The sequence below is a fragment of the Mariniflexile fucanivorans genome, from assembly GCF_004341235.1.
GTDB lineage: Bacteria > Bacteroidota > Bacteroidia > Flavobacteriales > Flavobacteriaceae > Mariniflexile > Mariniflexile fucanivorans.
This window is the reverse complement of the sequence record NZ_SLUP01000005.1, coordinates 265,843-286,326: the sequence shown is the minus strand read 5'-3', so window position 1 is coordinate 286,326 and position 20,484 is coordinate 265,843. Positions and strand designations below refer to the sequence as shown.

Sequence of the window (20,484 nt, the reverse complement as noted above, 5' to 3'; positions counted from 1 at the left end):
ACAGAATTGTAAGTTTTTATGAATTGGAATTTTTTTATAGAGATTTGTAGTTGATTCACTTAATTTGTTTTTAAACACCCTATACTTTTTAAAAATTAAGTTCTTTTAATAAATAGTTTAGACAAGTTTTTAATTCAATTTTAGAAAAGAATTTAATAATGAAGAAACTCGGTAATACTCATAATTTATAATATAAAGCGAGACGGTCTGAAAAGTGTATTATATTTACTTTGTGCGGTTGAGTGTGTCGAAACTGATATTGATTATCAATAAATTAAAATATTTCGACAGTCCCGATATCTTTCGGGACAATATAACGCAGAATGACACTTTTTAGACAGCCTCGTTTTTTTTAATACTGTGTAAATTACTTAAATAAGTTACCTTAACTTATTTAATAATAAGCTTTAAATTTCCTTGACCAGCATTATTTTCTATAGTTACAAAATATAGACCTTTAGCCAGCGATGATAAATTAAACGTTGTGTTATTTATTTCTTCAGAAGAATTAAAATAATAGGTTTTTAAAATTTCTCCAGAAACAGATACTACATGCATTACAGATTTACCCATAGTACCTGTACTCGATATATGGAAAATGCCATTTGATGGGTTTGGGTGTGCAAGGAACTTGTAGTTTGCTGTGTTATTAACCTCTTCCACGTCTAAACTAACTTGTAATAATGGGGTGTTACTAAAATTAATAAGTTGACCATCAATATAGTATTGTGCCTTATATCCATCATTACAATCGGTACAAGTAACTCCAGTAACACAATCAGGATTATTAGGATGACAATAATCAACATAGGTTGGGTCGAATCTATAACTGAAGTTAACAGAACCTTTAGAAATCTGAGAGGTCATATCAACAATGTCTGGAGGCGCAATGGAGCCTGGGCACCATCCTGCCCGGTTGTAGGTCCATGTACCTCCTTGCGGACTACAACCATCAGGGTTTGGATTACATGTATTCCATAAGTTTTGCTCGTAATTTTGTACACCATCAATATCAATATAATTAGTAGCATGATAAAATTCAGCAGCATTTTGAGAATTATTACTTCCCCAACCATGCCCAGTATTAGATAAACGCAAATGAGAGCTTAATATATTAGCATCATAAGTATAGTTTGCCACAGGAACAGGTTGTAGGTCGTCTGGATTTCCAAGATCCCAGTTGCCATCCCATAATTCATCTACTTTGGAATATAAATATTGAGGTGTCCCTTTATTGAAATCAAAATCTAAAGATATTTGCCAACCACCTGTACCCCAAGTATCAATAAACATTCTAAATTGTACTTCACCTTGAAGTAGACTTGCATAATCGGTTAAATCAATAGTATGGCTACAACCCACACCAAAAGGAGTCACGTAGCGGATAATTTGAATCCAGTTTCTGTCTGGCCCCATAACATCAATAAATGCTCTACGGTCCCAATTATCACAATCTCCGGTTGTAGATGGACATTCTACTAATAAATTTGCTATTATTTGGTTATAACTGCCAACATGTTGTGGCATGGTAAAAGTTCCATAGAAATTACGGCTATTTGTAGTGTTGTATTCTATGATAACATCATCCATAGTTTTTACATTTTGAGTATTTATAACATCGGTAACTTGAATGGTTTTTGTAATGGTTGTATTAACACCATTGGATCCATAAGCTGTAATTTTTATGGTATGAGATCCATATGAAGTTGGAGTCCATAGCGCATAATGCAAGTTGTTTTTGCTGGTTACTGCTATAGGTGTCTCATCAACCGTAATTTCTATATTATTTATGGTTATTAAATCAGCTTCTTCAATAGCAGATGTTACATAAATTGGATAGGCATAAAATGCGGGCATCTCTAAAGGATAATCTTCAGTAAGTGGTGTTGAAATGGAAGGCGAAAAAGTGCTAAGATCTATAACTTCAAATTGCTGAAAGGTTTCTGCTGCATTAAAATCTGCATTACCTGCTTGTTCTGCTTTTAAGGTTACAGTACCAACAGTACCATTTAATGTTACCGTACTACCATTAATTGTTGCAGGCCCTGATGTAACACTGTAAAATATATCGGTTAAGCCGGAAGTGGATGAAGCCGAAACATTAAAAGGAGCATCAGTTGTACTTTTTTTGCCTACGGTATCAAAAGTTATAATTTGATTTTGTTTTCCAGATCCATCTCCAGTACCAAGTAAATCGATGGATGAGTTTGCGAGAATATGTGGAAATTCACCATTACCTGTGGTTTCGTTTTCTTCTGGTGGATAGTAAGAAAACGCTAAATGTGCTGCAATTTCATCTGGACTTTGGTCTAAAGTTGCTTGATCTACTATAAGTGGATCATTTCCATTACCAGTTCCCAAATCTCCATTGGTGTTATACCTTGGCTGACCATTTGCGTTTATTAATATTATTATAGGTGCATAATATGCACCATCATCAATACCGCCGTTTCTATATGTATCACCAGAGCCGTTATTTGAAACATTAAAAATAGTATAGGTTTTTGTGAAGGTTCCATTGCCATTGTCTATTGTTTCCGTTCTGTAAAAACCGTTATTTACATCGGCATCATTTATAAGCCCCAGATAATAGTTGTTTTTATCAGTAGTTGTACTCCAGGTTATGCCATCATCAACTGGATTGCCAGAGGCATCTGTAGTAGAAATACCATTGGCATATAGATATAACCGTAAACGGATAATATTATCGGTATCATTTGGAACATTGCTCATCACAAACGAAATAGGCGCAGAGGTTGCTAAAGTTCCATCTGGATGAAATTCCGTTGGTTTTCCTGTGAAATTAAAACTAGCTTGACTAAAAGTTGCAGAAGTTGCAACCAATAAAACAGTGAGCATTAAATTTTTAAGTAATTCTTTCATCATAAAAAGTTTGTTGCGGATTAATCTTATGAAGATAGAAAGAAGAAGAAAAAATATCTAATTTTTTCTCTAAAGGTATTGATTACTTAGGCAGATAACTTAACAGAAACGATAGACTGTTTTTAACTCAGTTTTACAGGGTTAAAGCAAAAAATGAACTATCTGGAATAGCATTACAGAATATGAGTAAAAGGATGAGAGGTTTTTATATAGAAGAATTCAATATTTTTTGTTTCACTTCATCAATGTAAGATCTGCCAATAACATATCTAAGACCTTCTATTTCTATACTGTTACCTTCAACCGCGTCAATTTTATCCATGGCAACGGTATACGATCTGTGTATGCGTATAAAATCTTTAGAAGGCAGCAAATCTGTAAAGTCAGATAGTGTGCTATGTATAATATATTTTCCCGTTGTTGTACTTATTTTTAAATAATCTTTTAACGATTCAATTATAAGTATTTCATCTAAAAATATCTTTTTCATTTTCTTTTTGTCAATTTTAACAAAAAGATACGGGCGATCTTTGGTAGTATCGTTAAAGGTTTTATTATTATCTAGCCTTCTATTTATTTTGTTTAGAGCTTTCATAAATCTAGGAAACTCGATAGGCTTCACTAAATAATCTAACACATCTAAATCGTAGGTTTCTGCGGCAAATTCTTCGTAAGCACTTGTAATAATTACCAGTGGCGGATTTTCTAAACTTTTAATAAAATTGATACCATCTAAAACAGGCATGTTAATATCTAAAAAAATAACATCAACATTATTGGTTTTTAAAAAATTTAAGCTGGAAATAGCATTGGTAAATGTATTAATTACTTCAAAGTCTTCAATTTGTTCTAGGTAATTTTTAATTACGTTAATCGCCAAAGGTTCATCATCTACAATTAAACATTTTATTTTCATCGCTTTTGTTTTTGCTGTTAAAGTTGTTTCTTAAGAAAAAATCAAGCATCAAATTTATGACACTTTTATTTTAAGTTTCACAACAAACATACTTTTGTCATTTTTAATGATAAGTTTATAATCACTTTTTTTATAGCCTAAGGCTAGCCTCTTTTTTACATTTTCTAAACCTATACCACTTGATTGACCAAAGCGCTCTTCGTGTTCTGTAATTAAAGGCATAGGATTTGAAATTCTAAAGTAAAGAAATTCTTTTCTAAATATTAAGCTTATGTCTATTTTAACTTTTCCAATGTTTTTATGTGCGCCATGTTTAAAGGCGTTTTCTATAAACGATAAAAGTAATATAGGGGCTATTTCTTTATCTTGTATATCGCCAGAAATAGACATGTTTACTTCTAATTCATCATTATGCCGAATACGTTCTAAATCTATATAGTTTTGAATGCAAAGTATTTCGTTTTCTAAAGTTTGGCGTTTGTTTGCTGTGTCGTATAAAAGATAGCGCATCAATTCCGATAACTTTAAAATAATTTTTGGTGTTTTTTTTGAATTTTCAACCGCCAAAGAATATATGTTGTTCAAGGTGTTAAAAAAGAAGTGAGGCGATATTTGGGTTTTTAAAAACAGGAGTTCGGTTTCTAGCTGTGCTTTTTCTAAATCGGCCACTCGTTTATGTTCTTTTAAAAAATCTAAGGTTATTTTAATGGCGGTTACAAAGGTTACAACGTAAAGCTCGCCTATCATCATATCTATGGTATAATTAAGCGTTAATCTGTCTGTTGGTACAGGGCCTTCTGGCCAAACATTATTACTAACTAAATAATAAGTAAGATTGAATTTTACAATCACCATAACAAAAATGGCAGATAAAATTAAAACCACAAACGATAAATACCTTTTTTTAAATACAAAATTTGGCATAAGAAAGTAAATGTTAAAATAACATAGTGCCATATGAATAGGAAAACCGAACAAATTGGTTTTAAAAGAGTATAAATAATCATCAAAATAACTTCCCCATTTAAACACATTGAAGAGAAAATAAATAGCCCAAAATATAACATGATGAATTATGGATACTTTGTAGCCCTGTTTAGAGTTGAATTTCATTGTAAGAAAATTGTTTGGCGTTTATTTTTCTGGTGTTTAACTGCGTTTACATGTTGTCCGTCTAAATTTCTTTCATTAATAACTAAATTTATGAAAATTTATAAAATCAATATGCTAATTAATCAAATGAAACACGTACTACTACTTTTTCTTCTTGTAATTTTTGCAGTTAGTTGTAACAAAAATATTAGTAAAAAGAATACCGAAGCACAATTTTTAACAAAATATGTAAATCCGTTTATTGGTACGGGCGGGCATGGTCATACTTACCCAGGCGCCACGGTGCCATTTGGAATGCTGCAAGTAAGCCCTGTGAATGGTATAAGCGATTGGGATTGGTGTTCGGGATATCATTACTCCGATTCTATTGCGATTGGTTTTAGTCATTTAAGTTTAAGCGGCACGGGTATTGGCGATTTGGCCGATGTACTATTTATGCCAATTAACAAAGAGGTCGATTTAACAATCATGCCTGCAAACCGCGATTCACTTCCTTATAAATCGGCATATAGTCATTCAAATGAGAAAGCAAGCCCAGGATATTATCAAGTTTTTCTGGAAGACCATAACGTCAATGTCGAGTTAACAACATCGCTTAGAACGGCATTTCATAAGTACACATATAAAGAAGTAGAAAAACAGTCGGTTGTAATCGATTTAGGTTTTGGCATTAATTGGGACAAAGCTACAAATACAGGTATTCAGGTAGAAGACGATTATACGGTATCGGGTTACCGTTTTAGCACAGGATGGGCAAAAAATCAAAAAGTATTTTTTGTAGCTAAGTTTTCTAAACCAATAGTGGAATATAGTTTAGTTCAAGATGAAAAAGTGGTTGAAAGTATAGATGAGGTTGCGATTAAAACTGCGGCGCAATTCTTTTTTAATGAAAAGGAAGGGAATGAATTACTGGTGAAAGTGGCCTTATCATCGGTAAGTATAGAAAATGCAAAAGATAATTTAGATGAAGGCGGATTCGATTTTGAAGCAGTAAAAACCCAAGCAGAAAACACTTGGAACGAAGCTTTATCTAAAATAAAAGTTGAAACATCAGTCGATTCTTTAAAAACCATTTTTTATACCGCGATGTATCATTCACAATTGGCACCCGTTACATTCAGTGATAAAAACGGCCAATTTAGAAAAGAAAATGATAGTATAGTAACGGCAAGTAACTATACCGCATATTCCACACTCTCACTGTGGGATACGTTTAGAGCTGAACACCCATTACTTACATTAATAGCAGCCGATAACGTGTCCGACATGGTAAACACGATGCTTGAGTATTATAATACGAAAGACATATTGCCTGTTTGGACACTTTATGGCAACGAAACCAATACCATGACGGGGTATCATTCCATTCCGGTTATTGTGGAAGCTTATTTAAAAGGCATTAAAGGTTTTGATGCTGAAAAAGCCTATGAAGCGATGAAAACCACCATGATGCAAGATGAGCGTGGTTTAAATCATTATAAAAAATACGGATATATTCCTTATAATTTGTTAGATGAATCGGTTACCATTACGCTCGAATATGCTTATAACGACTGGTGTGTTGCCCAAATGGCACAAGCATTAGGAAAGGAAGATGATTATAAATTCTTTTTAAACCGTTCCAAAGCATATCAATATCTATTTGATAATAAAACAGGTTTTATGCGCGGTAAACACGAAGATGGTGTTTCATGGCATGAACCTTTTGATGCTAAATATTCTAACCATAGAGAACATACCGATTATACCGAAGGGAATGCGTGGCAACACAGTTGGTTTGTACCACATAATGTAGAAGATTTTATAAAATTACATGGTAGCAACGCTGTTTTTACAGATAGATTAGAACAACTTTTTACAGAAAGTTCAGAAATTACAGGTAGCAATGTGTCTGCCGATATTTCTGGTTTAATTGGGCAATATGCGCACGGAAATGAACCAAGTCATCATATAGCCTACTTATTCAATCATGCAAATAAGCCTTGGCGTACACAATATTGGTCGAACTATATTTTAAAAACGCAATACAATACAACACCAAATGGTTTAAGTGGAAACGAAGATTGTGGACAAATGAGTGCTTGGTATGTATTAAGCTCCATAGGTTTATATCCATTAAATCCAGCGTCAACTGAGTACGAAATAGGAAGTCCTGTTTTTGAAAAATCTATTATAACAGTTCCGAACAAAAAAACATTCACTATTAAAGCAGAAAATGTTTCCGATAAAAATATATATATCCAGTCTGCAACATTAAATGGTACTTTATTTAATCAAACTACGCTTTCCCATAAAACAATTTTAAGTGGTGGTACACTTCATTTTGATATGGGCAATACTCCAAATAAAAACTGGGGAACCAATAACCATTAACCAACAACCATCAACCAATAATGAATTTAATAGATGTTTTAATAATAGCGCTTTATATAATTTTAACACTGGGTGTTGGTATTTGGGTGTCTAAAAAAGCATCAAAAGGATTGGATTATTATTTCCTTGGCGGAAAGAGTATCAAATGGTACTACTTGGGTTTAAGCAATGGTTCCGGTATGTTCGATGTATCAGGAACTGCTTGGATGGTAGGGATCTTGTTTTTATATGGAGCCAAGAGTTTTATGTTTATGTGGATGTGGCCTATTTGGAATCAAATTTTCATTATGATTTTTTTAGCGGCATGGATTCGTCGATCAAATATAATGACTGGTTCAGAATGGATTTTAACCCGTTTTGGTGATGATAAAGCAGGTAGAGCATCGCATCTTATTGTTGCCATTTTTGCAGTTATAGCGTCTATTGGTTTTATAGCTTATTTTTTTGAAGGTGTTGGAAAATTCATGACCATTATTCTTCCATGGGATTTAACATGTGTTTTCAATAACAATGTCGTTTTAACATCCGATCAAAGTTATGCATTGCTAATTATTCTTTTAACCACTATATATACAGTTAAAGGTGGTATGTTTTCGGTGGTAGCTACCGAAGTATTACAATATGGTATTATGGTAATTGCAGGCATATTAATAGCAGTTTATGCCTTTATTACGGTTTCTGATGTACAGATAAACAGTATTATAACAGCAGAATGGAGCAATATTTTCTTTGATATGGAGCTAAAAGGCGGTTGGGTGGGAAAATATGAAGCATTTAATAATTTGATTGATACGCAGGGTTATAAAATGTTTGGAGCACTCATTGGGATGTCGCTATTTAAAGGCTTCTTCGCAAGTATTGCAGGTCCAACACCAAGTTACGATATGCAACGTATTTTATCTACAAAGTCGGTTAAAGAAGCTGCCTATATGAGTGGTTTTACGAACCTAATTCTTTTTATTCCTCGATACCTACTCATTGGTGGTGTTGTGGTATTGGCACTCGCTTATTTAGCACCTTCTATGGCTATATCAAACGAATTAAGTTTAGCCGATTTAGAAATTATTTTGCCAAAAGTCATTAATAATCATGTGCCTGTGGGAATAAAAGGGTTATTGCTAGCAGGTCTTTTAGCGGCATTTATGTCTACGTTTTCTGCGTTTGTAAATTCAAGTCCTGCATATATTGTAAATGATATTTATAAAAAATATTTCAAACCATCTGCAACAAGTCAGCACTATATAAGAGTAAGTCATGTGGCTTCTTTTGTGGTGGTTATATTAGGGGTAATTATGGGCTTCTTTGCAGAATCTATTAACTCCATCACATTATGGATTACGAGTGCCTTATATGGTGGTTATGTAGCAGCAAATTTTTTAAAATGGATATGGTGGCGTTTTAATGGTTGGGGCTATTTTTGGGGAATGACATCAGGATTAATTGTTGCAACATTACAGTTTTTATTGGATCAAAATAAAGCTAATTTTGAAGTCGGTTCAAGTTTATACGAAATTGCCCAAATTCCAGCTATTTATATTTTCCCCGTTATTTTTATTGTATCGTTATTAGGATCGTTTTTAGGAACCCTTTTAACCCCAGCAACCCATATTGAAACTTTAAAAAGTTTTTATAAAAACGTACGACCTTGGGGTTGGTGGAGTCCTGTTTATAAAGCGTTAAAAGTCGAAGACGAAAGTGTTACTAAAAACACAGATTTTAGCATGGACATGTTAAATTGTATCATTGGTATTATTTGGCAATCGAGTATGATTTTATTGCCAATTTATTTTATGATACGGGATTATCCTAAAACAGGGATGGCGTTAGTGGTATTTATTTTAACTTCGGTTATTTTAAAATACACGTGGTTAGATAAAGTGAAAAAATACAAAGATTAAGAATGAAAACAATCGGGATAATCTATCAAGATAAACCAGAAAAGTTAAGTTTCATGGTCTTTATTATATGGCAATCGAGTATGATTTTGTTGCCAATATTTTTTGCTTCACAAGATTACCCAAAAACATTTATAACTTTCGCTGTATTTATAATAACTTCGGTTATTTTAAAATACACATGGTTAGATAGAATTATAAAACACAAAAAATAAGAAGTAAGAATATGAGTAATATGCCATGGCAAGATAAGCCAGAAAATTGTAATGATGTGATGTGGCGTTATAGTGAAAACCCTATAATTGACAGGTATGCTATACCAACATCTAATAGTGTTTTTAATAGTGCCGTTGTACCTTTTAAAGATGGATTTGCAGGTGTTTTTAGATGTGATAATAAAGCGGTACAAATGAATATTTTTGCTGGTTTTAGTAAAGATGGCATTAATTGGGATATCGAGCACGAACCTATACAGATGAAAGCAGGAAATACCGACATGATTCAATCCGATTATAAATACGACCCCCGAGTTGTTTTTATTGAAGACCGCTATTGGATAACTTGGTGTAATGGGTATCACGGACCAACTATTGGTATTGGATACACATTCGATTTTAAAGAATTTTTTCAGTGTGAAAATGCTTTTCTTCCTTTTAATAGAAATGGGGTGTTATTTCCGAAGAAAATAAATGGAAAATACGCCATGTTAAGCAGACCGAGTGATAATGGGCATACACCTTTTGGCGATATTTACGTTAGTTTCAGTCCAGATATGAAATACTGGGGCGAGCACCGTTGCGTTATGAAAGCCTCAAATTTTGCAGATAGTGCGTGGCAATGCACAAAAATTGGAGCAGGCCCCATTCCTATTCTAACAAACGAAGGTTGGCTCATGATTTATCATGGAGTAATAAATACTTGTAACGGATTTCGATATGCGATGGGTTCCGCGCTTTTAGAAGAAAATGAACCTGATAAAGTGAAATATAGAACGCAACCTTATTTATTAGGGCCAGCGGAGTTATACGAACAAGTTGGTGATGTGCCTAATGTGGTATTTCCATGTGCGGCATTGCACGATACTGAAGAAGATAAACTAGCAGTTTATTATGGGGCAGCAGATACTGTGGTAGCTTTGGCTTTCGGAAAACTTAGTGAGGTAGTAGAATTTACAAAAAACAATAGCTTATAAAGGTTAAAATGAGTTTAAAACTTAAATTCTTAATAACATTATTTGGAGGCATTTCAGCCTTGGGTTGTTCGCAATCTAATATTGAAATAATGCCGAAAAGCTATATTGCCTATAAAACTTCTGAAACCATTAAAATTGATGGTGAAGATTCCGATAGTTCTTGGAATAAAACCCAATGGTCAAACCCTTTTATCGATATTGAAGGCGTAAAACAGCCCAAGTACAAAACCCAAGTAAAAATGCTATGGGACGATACTTATTTTTACATTTTGGCAAAAATGGAAGAACCTCATGTTTGGGCAAATTTAACAAAACGCGACACTATTATTTTTTATAACAATGATTTTGAGGTATTTATAGACCCTGATGGCGATACTCATAATTATTACGAATTAGAAATCAATGCCTTAAATACGGCGTGGGATTTATTTGTTTCGAAACCATATCGCGATGAAAACATAGTATTAAACGATTGGAATATTACAGGATTAAAATCGGCAGTAAAAGTACATGGAACCATCAACAATCCAAACGATGTAGATGCAGGCTGGACTTTAGAAATGGCTATTCCGTGGTCAGCTTATAAAACAGGATATTTCCAAAAAAATGTACCAACCGATACATTTTGGAGAGTGAATTTTTCTCGTGTTAATTGGGATTTTCAAATTACCGATGGTAAATACGAAAGAAAAAAGGGTGCAAACGGCAAATTTTTACACGAATACAACTGGGTGTGGTCGCCCATGGGCGTTATCAATATGCACGAACCTGAAAAATGGGGCTATGTGTATTTTTCTTCAAAACCAGTTGGTGATTTAGATAGTTTCCAAATTTCTAAAGATGAAAAAATTAAATGGGAATTGTACAAACTGTATCGCAAGCAAAACGCTCATTTTAAAGAACATGGTAGCTATTTAACTTCAATGGATAGCTTAACAAAATCGGACATAAAAGTCGAAGGAAAAACAATAATTCCTAAATTAGAAAATCATAAAACGGGTTTTAATGTATCCATTCAAAGCCCATTTACAAATAAACTATTGATTGTTAAAGAAGATGGAAAATTCATATCAAAATAAATTAAGTATGAAATTATTAAAAATAGCCTTTTTTTCACTTGCTCTGATTTTTGTGTCATGCAATACGAAAGTAAAATCTAAGGAAATAACCGAAAGTGAAGCATCAAATGTGATAGAACCAAGTTTCAAATATTGGAATTGGATTACGGTTGGGAATAAAAAATCAGATTCAGAATTCACAGCTCATTTCAATAAATTGAAAAGCAATGGTATAGATGCGGTTTTAATCAATACCGGTGCAGATCCAAAATTATTAAAAAGAGTCACGCCATTAGCAAAAGCGGCTGGTTTAGAAGTGCATGCGTGGATGTTTACAACGAACAGACCAGGAGATTCCATAGCGTTACAACACCCAGAATGGTACATGGTTAGCCGTAGCGGAAAATCTTGTTTTAATAAAGATGAAAGACCATACGTGGGGTATTACCAATGGTTATCACCAAGTCACCCTGAAGCTAGAAAACACATTTTAAGTTTGGTGGAAGGTTTAGCAGAGGTTGAAGGTGTAACCAGCGTCCATTTAGATTATATTCGTTACCCAGACGTGTATTTGCCCATTGGTTTATTGCCGAAATATGATTTAAAACAAGAAGAAGAGTTACCGGATTACGATTTCGATTATTCGGATGCTAGTGTCGAAAAATTTATGGCAATACACCATAAAAATCCGCGAGAAATGGAAAACCCAGCGATTGATATGGAGTGGAAAAATTTCCGTTTAAACGAAATAAAATCGTTGGTTGCTGAGGCTTATGATATGGTTCATAAACACAACAAAAAATTAAGTGCCGCCGTATTTCCGTACCCAGAAATGGCAGACCACATGGTGCGCCAACGTTGGGATAAATGGAAAGTTGATATGGTGTTGCCAATGATTTATTATAACTTTTACAATGAAGAATTAGATTGGATTGGTTATGCAACTAAACAAGGAATTGATGATTTGGAAGGTAAGTCAACAGAATTGCATACAGGTTTATACACGCCAAAATTGACTAGTGCCGAATTAAACGAAGCCATCCAAATGGCAAAAGATAATGGCGCGAAAGGCGTTGCGTTTTTTGATGATTATCATATGACTGATGAACAATTTGAAGTAATTAAAACTTCAAAAGAATAACAGTTTTTAGTATATGACAAAAATTGATTATTTATTCAGGTATCAGTCTGAGCGCAGTCGAAGACAATAGAGATATCGTTTTCAAAAGTATTTCGATTGCACTCAATGTGATACTTTTTTATTTTTGTCATGTACTCAGTAGTTTTTTATGTAATAGCAATATGTCAGATAGAAGAAAATTTATAAAAAAAGCAGCATTAGGATCTGTCGGACTTAGTGCGTTATTTTCCTGTGCTTCACATGCAAACGTAGTCACTTCAACTCAAAAAGTAGTTCCAAAAAAACCAATAAAAAAACCATTGATAATTTCAACATGGAATCATGGTTTACCTGCCAATGAAGAAGCTTGGAACCAATTAAAAAACGGAGCGTCTACTTTGGATGCTATTGTGGCTGGTGTTGGTATTCCCGAAGCAGACCCAGAAGTGAGAAGCGTAGGTTATGGTGGTTTACCCGATAGAGAGGGTAAAGTAACGTTGGATGCCTGCGTTATGGATAAAAATAGCGATTGTGGTGCGGTGTCTTTTCTACAAGGCATTAAACACCCCATTGCTGTGGCGCAAAAAGTATTAGAGAACACGCCGCACGTTATGCTTACTGGTGAAGGCGCTTTGCAATTTGCACTTTCTGAAGGTTTTAAAGAAGAAAATTTGCTAACTGAAAAATCCAAGTTGGCTTGGGAAAAGTGGTTAGAAAATTCAAAATATAAGCCAATCATAAATATTGAAAACCACGATACCATTAGTATGTTGGTTTTAGATGAAGAAGGCAATTTATCAGGCGGTTGTACCACGAGTGGTGCTGCTTGGAAAATGCATGGTCGTGTTGGCGATTCTCCTATTATTGGAGCTGGTCTTTTTCTAGATAACGAAGTTGGTGCAGCAGCTGCAACAGGTTTAGGTGAAGCGGTTATAAGAACCGCAGGAAGCGCCATGGTAGTAGAACTTATGCGACAAGGAAAATCACCCCATGAAGCGTGTAAAGAAATTGTGGAGCGTATTTATAATAAACATAAAAACCACAAAGACATGGCATACTTGCAAGTGGGTTTTATAGCGGTTAATAAAAATGGTGAGCATGCTGGTTACAGTATAAGACCAGGTTTTAATTATGCTGTTTGCGATGATGAAAAGGGAAATAGAATGGAATCTGCAAGTTCAAAAATGTCGAAAGAAGATAAATAAATGTATAGAAAAGTCATTTTGTTTTTAATTTTGTTTTGTTCAAGTGTTTCGTACGTAGCAGCTCAAGAGTATGCTACGTATGTAAACCCGTTTATAGGAACGTCTAATTATGGAGCTACCAACCCCGGTGCCATTGCGCCAAGAGGCATGGTAAGTGTGTCACCTTTTAACGTAGCAGGAAAACAAAATATTTTAGAAAAGGACAGTCGGTGGTTGTCCAACCCATACGTGAATGAAAATACGTTTTTAACGGGCTTTTCGCATGTTAATTTAAGTGGTGTTGGCTGTCCAGATTTGGGTGTTATTTTACTCATGCCAACCACTGGAAATGTTGAAACCAATCATTTAAAATACGGTTCTACATATTCCAATGAATCAGCAAAAGCAGGTTATTACAGCTCGGTTTTAAATAAGTACAATATAAAAGTAGAAACCACAGCAACAACAAGAACGGGTGTTTCCAGATATTCGTTTCCTAAAGGAAAATCCAATATCTTATTAAATCTAGGTTTAGGTTTAACCAATGAAGAAGGCGCGTCTATTAAAATTGTATCCTCCACCGAAATTGAGGGAATGAGAACAGTTGGGTCGTTTTGTTATTACAAACCAGAAGAAGCATATCCTGTTTATTTTGTTGCGAAATTTAGTAAACCAGCGGATGTTTTTGGAGTTTGGAAAACACCCAGTACATACAAAGGTGAAGAAGCAAAATGGATGTCTTATAATGGTAAAACAAGATTGTTGGAAGGCTATCGTAAAGAGGTTTTAGGCGATAGCATTGGAAGTTATTTTAGCTATACTTTTGAAAAACCTACGCAAATAGAAGTGAAAGTGGGCGTGTCGTATGTAAGTATCCAAAATGCAAGAGAAAATTTAGAAAAGGAAACACACGATTTATCGTTTGAAGAAATTTATAATCAAACAGCATCTTCTTGGAACGAAAACTTGTCAAAAATTAAAGTGGAAGGCGGAACAGAAGATGATAAAACCATATTTTATACGGCCTTGTATCACACGTTAATTCACCCAAATATTCTTAATGATTATAATGGCGATTATCCAAAAATGGCAACGCGCGAGACTCTAAAAACAGCAGGGACCCGGTTTACAGTATTCTCTTTTTGGGATACGTATAGAAACCTTCATGCGCTGATGTCATTAGTGTATCCTAGGCAGCAGTCAGACATGGTAAAAAGCATGTTGGATATTTATGATGAAAGTGGCTGGTTGCCCAAATGGGAACTAAACGCTACCGAAACAACCACAATGGTAGGCGACCCAGCGGGTATCATATTAACCGATACCTATTTAAAAGGTATTCAGGATTTTGATATTGAAAAGGCATACCAAGCTATGGTTAAGAGCGCTGATGCACTAGAAAATAATCCGTTACGACCTGGAATAAAAACCTATATAGAAAAAGGCTATTTAACCACAGAACAAGAAGGCTCCGTTTCTACCACACAAGAATACAATACGACCGATTTTTCAATAGCATTATTAGCAAAAGCATTAAATAAAAAAGAAGATTACAAACGATTTTCAAAACGCGCCATTTCATACAGAGCATTGTTCGATAAAAATTTAAAACTCTTACGTCCCCGAAATAATGATGGCACATTTTACGAGCCATTTGACCCTTTAGCAGGTGCCAATTTCACCAAAAACATTGGCTTTATTGAAGGCAATGCATGGCAATATGCCTTTATGGTGTCGCACGACATTAATGGGTTAATGAAATTAATGGGCGGACCAAAAGCGTTTAGTGCACAATTACAAAAAGTGTTTGATACCAATCAATTTGATATGGCTAACGAACCAGACATCGCTTATCCTTATTTGTTCAACTATGTAAAAGGTGAAGAATGGCGAACACAAAAAATGGTTACTAAATTGATAAAGGAATACTTTCAAAATAAGCCAGCAGGACTTCCAGGAAATGATGACACAGGAACCATGTCCGCTTGGTTAATTTATAGTATGATGGGTATTTATCCTATAGTTCCCGGCGAACCAATTTACACGATAACAACTCCAGTATTCGATAAAATAATTATAACTCTAGATTCTAATTATTATCAAGGAAAAGAATTAGTTACTGAAAAAACAGGCAATAAAGAAGGGGTGATTAGTGAAATTTGGTTGGATGATAAAATTCATAAAAGTTACTTTATAAACCATTCAGATTTAGTAAAAGGGTCGAAATTAAAAATCAATTTAAAATGAACATCAGATTAATCTTTTTGTTTCTAATTCTAATTACAAATCAAAAGGTAGTTTCTCAAAATACTTCCAAAAAAATCATTTTTAAAAATCAGATAATCAATTTCGGAAAAGCAGACCCCAATCAAGATCCCGATGTTATAAGGCTTCAAGGAGGAAGAGTGGTTTTAAAAAAAGTAACCGTTCCAAAATTTCCTAAAGGAACGGATGTTTCTATCAAACTAACTTTAAAATCAAATGGCGATAGATGGGATAAATCAGGGTCGTGTTTTGTGGTTACAGACCCTAATCAAATATCCATAATAGATGTTTCAAAAGACGAAGAAAAGTTTCCAGAAGCCTCTTTTATGAGTGAGAAACATGGAGGTGTTTTAGCTACTGAAGACTATAAACCTGTTGTTGAATTATTACGATTTATGACACCTTTTGGAGTTGGGTTTTATAGCAACGAAGAAGGGAAGCACAGAAAACCCGTGTATATTCCTAAATGGGAAAATGAAGTGGTTTGGAATCAAGATATCTCAGATCTTGAAAGTATCGTTACAGGAACGTTTTATATTGGTGTTTGGATTGATTCTTGGGTTAAAGAAGGTTACATTATAGATTTGAGTTTATCCTATTCAAACAGACCCAGAAAAACGACTCAGGTTATTCCTTTAGTAAACACGATTAGCTACGTAAAAGGACAAGGATTACCGTATTTTTTTGCTGATGGCCCTCTGGATTATACGTTTGAATTGAAAAAGAATCTTAAAAACGCAAAATTACATTATATAACCACGGGTCATGGTGGGCATAGTGGCGGCGATGAATTCATTAAAATAAAAAATAGCGTTTATATTAATAATAAATTGGTTTTAGATACCATTCCGTGGCGTGATGACTGTGCGTCGTTTAGAAGATTTAACCCGACCTCTGGAGTTTGGTTAAAAAAAGACTCCACGGCTTATATGGATCGTAATACAAAAACATATCAAGTAAAAGAAATTGAAGAACGTTTAGCATCCTCTGATTTGTCAAGATCAAATTGGTGTCCAGGTTCCAAAGTAGAACCTTATGTTGTTGACTTAGGAGATTTAAAATCTGGAAATCAAACATTAAAAATTTCTATTCCGGCTACTAAAGCAGAAAAGGACAAATCAAACCATTGGTTGGTTTCAGCATATATTACTTATGAAGATTGATTGTTGTATAATATTAAATTTATCAATTCTGGTACATTAAAAGCATAAATGGGAACCGAAAAAGTGAATTTTTTAACCAACACCTTTTCATATTTGTTATTCGTCTAAAAAATAGTGGTTTACATATCTTTTTTCAGAATTTTAAGTAATTAATCCATATAAACCTTTTTATGATGAAAAAATTACTTAAAAAATTATCTTTTGTTGCAATAGTATCTTTAATAGTTGCAACTGTACAAGCACAAGATCCTAATGCTTGGTTACATGTGCAATTTGAAAACAATTTAAATGGAACCACAAACGTTGGTGCAACTCCAGGAATGACACTTCCTGTTGCTTTTCAAGTTATTGGTTCAGATGTGTCTCCAGCTCTTTATAATAGTGGTACACCTAAAGAAGGTAGTTATGCTTTAGACTTTTCTAGTTATCCTGTTGATGGTACTGGGGCTTATACGGGCAGTGAAGGTTTAATTAGTAATTCTCTTGATGCTAAAATTGAAAGTGATAATGCTTTATTCATTACAGGTAATTCTGCTCGTACTTTTGCAGCTTGGATAAGATTTGATGATATATCTTCTGGCGGAGGGTCACATGTTATATTGAATATGGGAGATCGTTTTTCTGCAGCTCAAGGAAGGGTTACTTGGACATTAGATGGTGCTAACAATAGAATACAAATAGCTGTAGGCGGGGGTAATGTTAACGGTAATTATGACGTTAATGGTATTACAACACCAAGTTTAGAAGAAGTTGGTGTTTGGCATCATGTAGCGTTTACTTACGCCGGTGGAACAACTTTGAATGACGTTAAATTTTACATAGATGGTGTACAAACAACTAATGATGGAGGTAGTAGCACTGTTGCTTTTAATACAACTTCAGACAAACTTGTTATTGGAAGTAGAGGTCATCAAAATAATTCTCAAAAATGGTTTGATGGAGGCGGTATCGATGATCTTAGGGTTTATGATTCTGCACTTTCTGCAGCACAAATCACATCAATTTATGGCGGTGGTTATCTTAGTGTAGGAGATATTGCTTTTGGAGAAAACGAACTTAATGCCTACCCAAATGCTGTAGAAGACTTTTTATATCTTGAAACTACAACTAACAGTTCGTTACATATTAGTGTATTCGATATTACTGGAAAAAACATTATAAGAACCTTTGGTAAATCAGTAGATATGCGTGGTTTAACTTCTGGCTTATATATTGTTAAAGTTAGAGAAGATAATAAAGTAGCGAACTTAAAAATTCTTAAAAAATAATTACCTAAAAGTTTAGCAAATTCATATAGAATATCCTGTTATATCTAAAACATATAACAGGATTTTTTTTTTTTGATTCTGTAATATGGCAATTTCAGGTCTATCTAAATACTTTAGGTTTTATGAGCATTTATGTTGAAAAATCTTTTCAGCGAGTTCTTTCGTGAAATTTATTATTATCTTAACAATTTAGACGTTTTTGTAAACTAAATATATGTTTTCATTACCAACACCTTTTTGGATTTGTTGTTGGTCGAACTAATTTTAGGCTATGCTATTTTGTTGTTTATTTTAGGGCTGTTAGTTTGAATTAATTGGTTATTGAAGATAGGGGTTTTATACTAATTTCACTCTTTAATTTAATAGTTATGCTTAAATTAACAGTCTTATTATTTTTTAGAAATTTAACGAAATAAAAACAGGATAATAAATAGAGTTATGGTTAAAAATAAGTGGATTACCTTGGTTTTTTTAATACTAGTTGTAATTTTTAATAGTTGTAAAAGCAAAAGCGAAGTTAATAAAACAAGAAGACCAAACATCGTGTTTATTATGACCGATGATCATGCTTACCAAGCGATTAGTGCTTATGGTCATGGATTAAACAACACCCCGAATATTGATAGAATTGCCAAAGAAGGTGCTATTTTTAATAGAGGGTATGTAACCAATTCTATTTGTGCACCCAGTAGAGCTGTGATGCTTACCGGAAAACACAGCTTTGTAAATGGTAAGGTTGATAATGTGAGTGCTTTTAATTGGGATCAAGATAATTTTGCTAAATCATTACAAAAATCGGGCTATCAAACCGCTTTAGTTGGTAAAATTCATATGGATGGATTGCCACAAGGGTTCGATTATTCTAACGTATTGCCAGGGCAAGGAGAATATTATTCTCCAGAATTTATTGAAAATGGCGTAAAAAAAATTATTCCAGGATATATTACTACAATAACCACCGATATTGCCTTAAACTGGCTTAAAAATAAAAGAGAAAAGGATAAGCCGTTTTTATTGCTCTATCATCAAAAAGCACCACATAGAACTTGGATGCCCGAGGAAAAATATTTCACCTTGTTTGACGACAAAACATTCGATCCGCCCGCAAATTTCTTTGATGATTATGAAGGAAGACCAGCAGCTGCCACACAAGAAATGAGCATTTTTAACGACATGGATTTGGTGTACGATTTAAAAATGCTGGATAAAGAAGGCGATATAAAAACGAAGTATCGAGGCATGTTTCAAAGAAAATACGATAGAATGACCGACGAGCAAAAAGCCGCTTGGGACGCTTATTACGACCCTATTATTGCAGATTTTAAAGCTAAAAACCCACAAGGGAAAGACTTGGCATTATGGAAATACAACAGGTACATGCACGACTATTTGAGAACTGTACAATCTGTAGATGATGGTGTTGGGCAAGTGTTGGATTATTTAAAAGAAAACGGATTAGAAGAAAACACCATTGTAGTTTACACCTCCGATCAAGGTTTTTATTTAGGTGAACATGGCTGGTTTGATAAACGTTTTATGTACGAAGAATCGTTTAGAACCCCAATTTTAGTGAAGTATCCTAAAGAAATTAAAGCAGGAACCGTTATTGATGAATTGGTTCAGAATTTAGATTTTGCACCTACATTTTTAGATTATGCAGGGGTAGATATTCCAACAGATATTCAAGGAGAATCGTTAAGAAAGTTGGTTAAAGGGGAAGCAAGCGAGTGGCGAGATGCTATTTATTATACTTTTTATGAATTTCCGGGAGAACATAAAGTGAAACGTCATTATGGCGTACGAACAGATCGTTATAAACTCATTCATTTCTATTATGATATCGATCAATGGGAATTGTTTGATTTAGAAAAAGATCCATCCGAAATGAAAAATGTTTACAACGATCCATCTTATGCCGATGTTAAAAACAACATGCACGAGCAATTAGAAAAAATGAGAACCAAATATGGGGATAGTGATGAACTAAACCAAGCTAGTTTAAATAGAGTGTTAAAGGGTAAAATCAGTAACCATTAATCCATCAAACTAAAAAC

General features: G+C 34.0%; 14 protein-coding genes. 11 read left to right on the top strand and 3 right to left on the bottom strand.

The features are described from left to right. Positions 1–390: 390 nt before the first annotated feature. The 3 genes from EV196_RS11910 to EV196_RS11900 all read right to left on the bottom strand — a co-directional run bounded on the left by EV196_RS11910 (position 391) and on the right by EV196_RS11900 (position 4,912). Positions 391–2,886, bottom strand: coding sequence for a T9SS type A sorting domain-containing protein (locus EV196_RS11910; RefSeq protein WP_132217985.1), 2,496 nt, complete (start codon positions 2,884–2,886; stop codon positions 391–393). A gap of 202 nt (positions 2,887–3,088) precedes the next feature. Beyond that, positions 3,089–3,799: a LytR/AlgR family response regulator transcription factor gene (locus tag EV196_RS11905; protein ID WP_132217984.1), complete on the bottom strand. Its 711-nt coding sequence runs from the start codon at positions 3,797–3,799 to the stop codon at positions 3,089–3,091. Between the two features lie 54 nt (positions 3,800–3,853). Next, positions 3,854–4,912, bottom strand: coding sequence for a sensor histidine kinase (locus EV196_RS11900; protein ID WP_132217983.1), 1,059 nt, complete (start codon positions 4,910–4,912; stop codon positions 3,854–3,856). 90 nt (positions 4,913–5,002) lie between these two features. Here EV196_RS11900 and EV196_RS11895 point away from each other — a divergent pair, with 90 nt between their 5' ends. The 11 genes from EV196_RS11895 (at position 5,003) to EV196_RS11845 (ending at position 20,467) form a co-directional block, all read left to right on the top strand. After that, entirely contained in the window at positions 5,003–7,285 is a 2,283-nt protein-coding gene (locus tag EV196_RS11895; RefSeq protein WP_394343245.1) for a GH92 family glycosyl hydrolase, read from the top strand. Between the two features lie 20 nt (positions 7,286–7,305). After that, the gene (locus EV196_RS11890; protein ID WP_132217982.1) at positions 7,306–9,183 is read left to right on the top strand and encodes a sodium:solute symporter family protein; all 1,878 of its coding nucleotides are present in this window, start codon (positions 7,306–7,308) and stop codon (positions 9,181–9,183) included. Positions 9,184–9,185: 2 nt separating this feature from the next. Further along, a complete protein-coding gene (locus EV196_RS11885; protein WP_132217981.1) occupies positions 9,186–9,395 on the top strand; it encodes a hypothetical protein in 210 nt (69 codons plus the stop codon). An 11-nt stretch (positions 9,396–9,406) separates the two neighbouring features. Beyond that, complete coding sequence (locus tag EV196_RS11880) at positions 9,407–10,372, top strand: glycoside hydrolase family 130 protein (protein WP_132217980.1); 966 nt, start codon at positions 9,407–9,409, stop codon at positions 10,370–10,372. 8 nt (positions 10,373–10,380) lie between these two features. After that, positions 10,381–11,451 carry a carbohydrate-binding family 9-like protein gene (locus EV196_RS11875; protein ID WP_132217979.1) on the top strand — a complete coding sequence of 357 codons (1,071 nt, stop codon included), beginning with the start codon at positions 10,381–10,383 and terminating at the stop codon, positions 11,449–11,451. 7 nt (positions 11,452–11,458) lie between these two features. After that, on the top strand, positions 11,459–12,571 hold the full coding sequence (locus EV196_RS11870) for a family 10 glycosylhydrolase (protein WP_132217978.1): 1,113 nt from the start codon (positions 11,459–11,461) through the stop codon (positions 12,569–12,571). Between the two features lie 161 nt (positions 12,572–12,732). Next, positions 12,733–13,755: a N(4)-(beta-N-acetylglucosaminyl)-L-asparaginase gene (locus EV196_RS11865; protein WP_132217977.1), complete on the top strand. Its 1,023-nt coding sequence runs from the start codon at positions 12,733–12,735 to the stop codon at positions 13,753–13,755. Then, positions 13,756–15,981, top strand: a complete 2,226-nt coding sequence (locus EV196_RS11860) for a GH92 family glycosyl hydrolase (RefSeq protein WP_132217976.1) — start codon at positions 13,756–13,758, stop codon at positions 15,979–15,981. After that, positions 15,978–17,162 (top strand): PNGase F N-terminal domain-containing protein, encoded by a 1,185-nt coding sequence (locus EV196_RS11855; RefSeq protein ID WP_132217975.1) that lies wholly within the window; start codon positions 15,978–15,980, stop codon positions 17,160–17,162. The genes EV196_RS11860 and EV196_RS11855 overlap by 4 nt, the downstream gene beginning before the upstream one ends. A gap of 170 nt (positions 17,163–17,332) precedes the next feature. After that, entirely contained in the window at positions 17,333–18,430 is a 1,098-nt protein-coding gene (locus EV196_RS11850) for a LamG-like jellyroll fold domain-containing protein (RefSeq protein WP_132217974.1), read from the top strand. A gap of 438 nt (positions 18,431–18,868) precedes the next feature. Further along, on the top strand, positions 18,869–20,467 hold the full coding sequence (locus EV196_RS11845; RefSeq protein WP_132217973.1) for a sulfatase family protein: 1,599 nt from the start codon (positions 18,869–18,871) through the stop codon (positions 20,465–20,467). Positions 20,468–20,484: the final 17 nt, after the last annotated feature.